At 73.5% G+C, this 6,956-nt stretch carries 6 protein-coding genes and 1 CRISPR repeat array; of the genes, 2 read left to right on the top strand and 4 right to left on the bottom strand.

Annotated features, from left to right (window positions below; all coding sequences use genetic code 11):
* Nucleotides 1-160: 160 nt before the first annotated feature.
* Nucleotides 161-1,531: direct repeats of the CRISPR family, unit length 29 nt; unit sequence GTGCTCCCCGCGCCTGCGGGGATGAGCCC.
* A 705-nt stretch (nucleotides 1,532-2,236) separates the two neighbouring features.
* Both CWC38_RS10300 and CWC38_RS10305 read left to right on the top strand, forming a co-directional pair.
* On the top strand, nucleotides 2,237-2,659 hold the full coding sequence (locus tag CWC38_RS10300) for an organic hydroperoxide resistance protein (protein ID WP_121846652.1): 423 nt from the start codon (nucleotides 2,237-2,239) through the stop codon (nucleotides 2,657-2,659).
* Nucleotides 2,656-3,096 carry a DoxX family protein gene (locus tag CWC38_RS10305; RefSeq protein ID WP_424321722.1) on the top strand — a complete coding sequence of 147 codons (441 nt, stop codon included), beginning with the start codon at nucleotides 2,656-2,658 and terminating at the stop codon, nucleotides 3,094-3,096. Before CWC38_RS10300 ends, CWC38_RS10305 begins: the two co-directional genes overlap by 4 nt.
* A gap of 106 nt (nucleotides 3,097-3,202) precedes the next feature.
* Here CWC38_RS10305 and CWC38_RS10310 read toward each other — a convergent pair whose 3' ends face one another.
* From CWC38_RS10310 to CWC38_RS10325, 4 genes are all read right to left on the bottom strand, one after another.
* On the bottom strand, nucleotides 3,203-3,817 hold the full coding sequence (locus CWC38_RS10310; protein WP_121846653.1) for a class I SAM-dependent methyltransferase: 615 nt from the start codon (nucleotides 3,815-3,817) through the stop codon (nucleotides 3,203-3,205).
* Between the two features lie 266 nt (nucleotides 3,818-4,083).
* Nucleotides 4,084-5,322 (bottom strand): Nramp family divalent metal transporter, encoded by a 1,239-nt coding sequence (locus tag CWC38_RS10315; protein WP_121846654.1) that lies wholly within the window; start codon nucleotides 5,320-5,322, stop codon nucleotides 4,084-4,086.
* Complete coding sequence (locus tag CWC38_RS10320) at nucleotides 5,319-5,843, bottom strand: methylated-DNA--[protein]-cysteine S-methyltransferase (RefSeq protein ID WP_121846655.1); 525 nt, start codon at nucleotides 5,841-5,843, stop codon at nucleotides 5,319-5,321. The genes CWC38_RS10315 and CWC38_RS10320 overlap by 4 nt, the downstream gene beginning before the upstream one ends.
* Nucleotides 5,840-6,766, bottom strand: a complete 927-nt coding sequence (locus tag CWC38_RS10325; RefSeq protein WP_121846657.1) for a DNA-3-methyladenine glycosylase family protein — start codon at nucleotides 6,764-6,766, stop codon at nucleotides 5,840-5,842. The genes CWC38_RS10320 and CWC38_RS10325 overlap by 4 nt, the downstream gene beginning before the upstream one ends.
* Between the last annotated feature and the right edge of the window lie 190 nt (nucleotides 6,767-6,956).

Here is a 6,956-nt window from a genome sequence, read left to right on the forward strand (position 1 = left end):
CCCCGCGCCTGCGGGGATGAGCCCGTGGCAGGCCGCCGCGAAGGGCTACGTGGATGGTGCTCCCCGCGCCTGCGGGGATGAGCCCTTGGGGCTGATCGTCCCGACCCGGCAGGCGCGGGGATGAGCCCCACTCGGGCCGCTGCGCCGCGGGGCGGAACACGTGCTCCCCGCGCCTGCGGGGATGAGCCGTAGCACGACGGGACAGGCTCACGGACGACGAAGTGCTCCCCGCGCCTGCGGGGATGAGCCCGAACGTAGTCCTCTGAGATCCGGATTCCTAGCGTGCTCCCCGCGCCTGCGGGGATGAGCCCAGACCGTGTCCGAGCTCCCGCTGCGGCTGCGTGTGCTCCCCGCGCCTGCGGGGATGAGCCCGTCCACGTGTTCTTCGACGGCTGATATGTGGGGTGCTCCCCGCGCCTGCGGGGATGAGCCGCGCCTGGTGCGGGTGCTGGACACCACCCTGGGGTGCTCCCCGCGCCTGCGGGGATGAGCCCGCCGCCACGAGACCGGGCTCCACCTCCGCCATGTGCTCCCCGCGCCTGCGGGGATGAGCCGACCTTCGAGGTCGGTATCGACCGCCGGTGGACGTGCTCCCCGCGCCTGCGGGGATGAGCCGCCGCACCTCGCGTCCCGTGTGCCCCGCGGTGAGTGCTCCCCGCGCCTGCGGGGATGAGCCGCCTTACGGGCTCCAAGCGTGGACGTGGTTGGAGTGCTCCCCGCGCCTGCGGGGATGAGCCCACCTCAGACACCGCGAGCGCGAGGCCCCCGTAGTGCTCCCCGCGCCTGCGGGGATGAGCCCTACCGAAAGTCAACCCGCCGCGCACGCAAGGGGTGCTCCCCGCGCCTGCGGGGATGAGCCCGGTTGTGGGGAACACCGGAGAAACTTGGCGGTGTGCTCCCCGCGCCTGCGGGGATGAGCCGAAGTCCGCGGCGGCCACAGACCCGCCGGACTTGTGCTCCCCGCGCCTGCGGGGATGAGCCCTGGGGCAACGGTGCGTACGGGGCGATCGACCCGTGCTCCCCGCGCCTGCGGGGATGAGCCCGAGCATCATTTCCTCCGGGGTGGGGTCCACTAGTGCTCCCCGCGCCTGCGGGGATGAGCCCCTGGGCAAAACCTGGGAGTTGACCGGCTGGTTGTGCTCCCCGCGCCTGCGGGGATGAGCCCGGGTCCCACATCAGGTGCGGGCAGTAGCCGGCGTGCTCCCCGCGCCTGCGGGGATGAGCCCCTCGAGCAGCTGATCGGCCACCGGATCAAGAAGTGCTCCCCGCGCCTGCGGGGATGAGCCCTACTCCCAGCCACAGCCCGCCAGGACCATGCCGTGCTCCCCGCGCCTGCGGGGATGAGCCCTCCTCGCAGGGCTTCGGCTCGAACCAGGGCGGGTGCTCCCCGCGCCTGCGGGGATGAGCCCTGCCACTCGTTCTGCGAGCCCCGGTCCACCAGGTGCTCCCCGCGCCTGCGGGGATGAGCCCCCACCGCGCAAGCCGCGTAACCGAGAGAGACAGTGCTCCCCGCGCCTGCGGGGATGAGCCCCAGTACCGAGCGCCGTCCCCGAGGGCGGATGCGCGCTCCCCGCGCCTGCGGGGGATGAGCCCCGGTCTGCGAGGTACCGCAGCCGCTGGGTCCAATCTTCTGCATACTCACGCAACGACTCGATGAGGTCCTCGATGGCCGCATCCAGGGTCTCTCCCTCCAAGACGAAGGGGCGGTCCTCCAGGACCACCAGGTACGCCCCGTCCTCCACGGACGCGCGCTGGCGTGGTCGCTTTCAGATGGTCTCGGAGGCGGTCTGCGGAGACGATGGCGCTGCAGGCCCGGCCGCGGTTGACGGTGACCACGCCGCCGTGCTCGGCAATGTCGAGCACCGAGCTGGACGAGCTGCGCGCCCGGGACGAGGAGAAGGCAGCGGGAGCTGCGCGTGCCATGCCCCCACCATCATGGCGTACACGACGTCCATCAAGTACAGGATGACCGCTCTCCGCCAATCCAACACGGGTCTCGAGAAAGCAAGTTGTGGACAATCAAAACGCGCACAACTATGATCAAAGGCGGTCACTCGGCGCAGCACCCGTCCCCCCCCCGCGGTGGTGCTGTGCGGCACGGGCGGCCACGTGTCATGAGCGGGCGCCACGGACCGTCGGTCCGGGAGGCGCCCACCCACGCGCGGCACCACCATGGCGGGTCTCGGGTCTTGGGGGGTCGAGACCTGCCAGTTCCGCCAGCGAAGGAGAAATCATCATGAACGCTCTCTACACCGCAGAAGCACTCGCACAGGGCGCGGGCCGCGACGGCAGCGTGGCCCTCAAGGACGGCTCCCTGCAGTTCGACCTCGCCATTCCGACGGAGATGGGTGGCTCCGGCAACGGCGCCAATCCCGAGCAGCTCTTCGCCGCCGGGTACGCCGCGTGCTTCCACTCGGCCCTGCAGATGGTGGCCCGCCAGCAGAAGGTCTCCCTGGGGGACTCCGCCGTGGGCGCCCGGGTCCAGATCGGGGACAACGGCGAGGGCGGCTTCGGCCTGGCCGTCGAGCTCGAGGTGGTCATCCCCGAGCTCGAGCACGACAAGGCCCAGGAGCTCGCCGACGCCGCCCACCAGGTGTGCCCCTACTCCAACGCCACGCGCGGGAACATCCCCGTGACCGTCACAGTGGTGGACGAGTGACGAGCCGCTCAGCACCGCTGCGCCGCAGGGCCCCGAAGCTCTCCCCCGCGCGCCACGTGGTCCGCACCGTCCTGGGCGGCTTCCTCGCGTTCGCCGGAGTCAGCCACCTGACGTTCGCCCGGGACGAGTTCCAGGCCCAGGTCCCGGACTTCGTCCCCCTGGACATCGACACCACCGTGGTGGCCTCCGGCGTGGTGGAGATCGCGCTGGGTGCCTCCCTCGTCGCCGCCCGGTCGAGGCGTGGCACCGTGGGTCTCGTGGCGGCGGCCTTCTTCGCCGCCGTTTTCCCCGGCAACCTGGCCCAGTGGATCCACCACCGGGACGGTTTCGGCCTGGACACGGACACCAAGCGCCTGGTCCGCCTGTTCTTCCAGCCCGTGCTGATCGCGGCGGCCCTGTGGTCCACCGGCGCACTGAAGGGTCTCCGCCGGACGTAGCGCGCACGACGTCGGAACTGCCGGCAGGGGCGCCGCGAGACGCCCGCCAGCAGTGCCGACGCCGCTCTCTCACCGCCGGGCGGGCACCACCAGGAGCACCCGCGGGTCACGGCGTCCGGGCCAGCACCACCCGGTCCCTCGTGTGGCCGTGACCCGCGCCGCCGCTCACGTGGCGCTCGCGGATCTCGTCCCGTTCGATCTCCCACCCCGCGGCCCGAAGGTGGTCCACCATGTGCTGCGGCATCACGTAGTCCTGAGCGGCCGCGGCGGGCGGCACCTCGTCCATCTCGTGGTGGACGAACAGGAGCCTGCCGCCCGGGGCCACGGCCGCGGCGAAATCCTCTTCCACGCGCGTCCCGTGGTGCCGGGGGATGGCCGGGTACTGCGCGGAGACCAGGTCGAACTGTCCCAGCGCGCGCTCCCCGAAACCCGCCACGGCCCACGTGACCGCCACTCCGGCGGCCTCCGCGCGGGCCCGTCCGCGCTCTACCGCCACGCGGGAGACGTCCAGTGCGGTCACCGTCCACCCGTGCCCGGCCAGCCACACGGCGTCGGCACCCTCACCGCACCCCACGTCCAGCACCGTGCCGGGCGTCAGCTCGGGCACCACGGCCAGCAGGGACCCGTTGGGGTCACCGCTCCAGAGGACGGTCGTTCCGTAGCGCTCGTCCCAGTCCGCTGCGGTCCGGGGGGTTTCTTCCGAAGGCTTCTCGTGCGTCATGGCACAAGAATCGCACCGCAGGTCTGCGCGAACCACTCGGTTCGCCCCGGGCCGCACGGCGCTGCCCCGACGACGCCGCCCGATCACCCGCGCGGCACCCGCACCGGGCGGGCGCAGGGCGGCCCCTCCCGGGCGGCGGGACATCCAGGACCAGCAACCGGTGCTGGGCTGCGGGGGCGCCCAGGGGCGACGTCGTCAGCTGCCGGGCGTGCGGGCGGTGACTTGGCGGCGTCGTCCTGAGCGCGCGGCCGGAGCCGCGAGAGCACCTACCCCTGCCCCGTGGCGGTGAGCCACACGAGCGCCAGGTTCAGGGCGACGATCAGCCCCACCACCACCCACGCGAGCACCGTGAGCGGGCGGGAGGCGGCGTGCTCGCCCATGACGGAGCGGCTGCTGCTGAGGGTGACCAGCGGGACCACCGCGAACGGGATGCCCACGCTCAGCGCCACCTGGGACAGCACCAGCGCCTGCGTGGGGTCCACCCCCGCGGCCAGCAGCGCGAGCGCGGGCAGCAGGGTGATCACGCGCCGCACCGGCTGCGGGATGCTGCGGTGCAGCAGTCCGCCCATGATCGTGGACCCGGCGTAGCAGCCCACGGAGGTGGAGGCCAGGCCCGAGGCGAGCAGCCCGATGCCGAATGCGATGCCCACCACCGGCCCCAGGGCGTGGGTGATCGCGGCGTGGGCTCCCTCGATGCTGTCGGTGCCGGGCACACCGGTCAGGTTCCCCGCGGCCAGCAGGAGCATGGCGATGTTCACGGACCCCGCCACCAGCAGGGACAGCACCACGTCCCAGCGGGTGGCGGTGAGCAGGCGGGGCAGCTCGTGCCGTGGCACGGAGTCGCCGTGCCGGTCCCTGGCCAGCGCCGAGTGCGCGTACACGGCGTGCGGCATGACGGTGGCGCCCAGCATGCTCGCGGCCAGCAGGACGGTCTGGGTCCCCTCGAAGCGCGGCACGAGTCCCGCCGCGGCATCCGTCCAGGACACGGACCCGAAGAACAGCCCCGAGACGAATCCCAGGGTGATCACGGCCAGCAGCGCCACCACCACCGCCTCGAACGTCCCCTGCCCGCGCCGCGACTGGACCGCCAGAAGCCCCATGGACACCACACCCACGATGACCCCGCCCAGCAGCAGCGGGAGGCCGAAGAGGATGTGGAGGGCGATCGCCCCGCCCAGCACCTCGGCCAGGTCCGTGGCCGCGGCCACCAGCTCCGCCTGCGCCCAGTAGGCCAGCCGGCGACGCCGCGGCAGCCGCGCTCCCATCAGCTCCGGGAGCGACGAGCCCGTCACCAGGCCCAGCTTGGCGGAGAGGTACTGCACGAGCACGGCCATGAGGTTGGCCGCCACGAGCACCCACACCAGCAGGTACCCGTACTGCGCGCCCGCCGTGATGTTGGCCGCCACGTTGCCCGGGTCCACGTACGCCACGGCCGCCACGAACGCCGGTCCCAGCAGCCGGCCGGAGCGCCCGGTCCGCTCGTTCTCCGCCACCCCGGTGGTCACCCCTCGCTCCCTCCGCTCCCCCGTGCGGGGCGCGCGGCCTCCCGGTCCAGCAGGCGCTGCTTCACGTCCTCACCCCATGCGAAGCCGCCCAGTGAGCCGTCCGCGCGCAGCACCCGGTGGCACGGCACGAACAGGGCCACGGGGTTGCGTGCGCACACCGCCGCCGCGGCGCGCACCGCGCGCGGGTTTCCCAGCTCCCGCGCGAACTCGGTGTAGCTCAGCGGGTTGCCCGCCGGGATCCGCCGCAGCGCGGCCCATCCGGCGAGCTGGCCGTCGGTGCCGTGCAGGTCCACGGGCACGTCCATCGCGGGGGCGGGGTCACCCGCGTAGAAGGCTCGCACCGCGTCCACTGCTGCCAGGGCACCCTCCCGGACGTCCCCGGGGCGCGACGCCGCCCGCACCCGCGCGAGCGCCTCCGCCACCGAGGCGGTCCACCCGGACGCGAGCACCGCGCCGTCCTCCCGGGCGACGGCGGTGAAGGGGCCGTCCGGGGTGTCGATCGTCTGGAAGAGATGCGTCATGGCTGCTCACTCTCGGTGAAGGTGCTCGGCGGGGTCAGGGGACCCCACAGGTGGGTGGTGGCGCAGCTGCGCCACGGCGCGGCGTCCTGCGCCCAGGCCGTGAGCGCCCTCTTCTCGGAGGGCAGACCGATCCGCGCGGCCCCGGCGCGCAGGGCGCCGTCGTCCACGAGGAACACGTCCGGGTCCTTGAGGACGCGCATGCGCACGGTGTCCGCGGTCCACGGCCCCACCCAGGGAAGGGCGAGGAGCGCGGCACGCTGCTGGGCGGCGTCGTCGTCCGGGGAGAGGCTCAGCTCGCCGGAGATGAGGGCGCGGGCGGCGCCCAGGACCGCGCGGATCCGGGCCTGTGGGCCGCGCAGGAACTGTTCGCCGTGCTCCGCGAGGGCCCGCGCGGTGGGGAACATCTGCGTGAGCCCGGTGGCGAACGCGGGGGCGGGCGCTCCCATCTCACGGGTGCGGGCGCCCAGCACGGTGCGGGCCGCGGCCAGGGAGATCTGCTGGCCGACCAGGGTGCGGATCAGCGTCTCCTCGGGATCCACGGACCCGACCACGCGCAGTCCGGGCCGCGCGGCCACCAGCGGACGCAGCTCCGGGACGCGGGACAGCGCTCGGTCCACGATCACGGGATCCGCGTCCAGGTCCAGGAGCCGCCGGACGCGCGCCGTGAGCACCGGCAAATCCGTCGGGTCGGTGACCCGGGAGTGCAGCCGCAGACCGTGGCCGCGGTCGTGGACGCGGAACCATGCGGGGCCTCCGGGCAGCATGACCGTGCGGGAGTAGGAGGTGGGGATGGCGTGCTCCACGCCCTCCACCGCGTGCACGGCGAACCACACGAACAGCTCGCGGGTGTCCAGCGGCTCCCGATGCTCCAGGGCCACGTCCTCCTCGTGGAAGGCGGTGCCGGAACGGCGGAAGGACGACATGGTCACCACAGTCCCACGGGGAGCACGGGCGCGCCAGCCGCTCGGACCGTGGACGCCGGGCGGGCGGGAACAGGCCCGGGTGCGGTGCGGTTGCGGCAACGGGGTGGTGAGGCCGACCCGGCGGTGGGCGGGTCAGCCCTGGACCTTCTCCCAGTCCGCCACGGGTCCGGGGACCGGGGCGAACAGGGGG

It is taken from the genome of Kocuria tytonicola (assembly GCF_003687455.1).
Taxonomy (GTDB): Bacteria; Actinomycetota; Actinomycetes; order Actinomycetales; family Micrococcaceae; genus Kocuria; species Kocuria tytonicola.

What these genes read in the sequence shown, in the direction of transcription:
- CWC38_RS10300 (WP_121846652.1), top strand. Translation starts at nt 2,237, where the DNA reads ATGAACGCTCTCTACACCGCAGAAGCACTCGCACAGGGCGCGGGCCGC.
- CWC38_RS10310 (WP_121846653.1), bottom strand. Translation starts at nt 3,817, where the DNA reads ATGACGCACGAGAAGCCTTCGGAAGAAACCCCCCGGACCGCAGCGGAC.
- CWC38_RS10320 (WP_121846655.1), bottom strand. Translation starts at nt 5,843, where the DNA reads ATGACGCATCTCTTCCAGACGATCGACACCCCGGACGGCCCCTTCACC.
- CWC38_RS10325 (WP_121846657.1), bottom strand. Translation starts at nt 6,766, where the DNA reads ATGTCGTCCTTCCGCCGTTCCGGCACCGCCTTCCACGAGGAGGACGTG.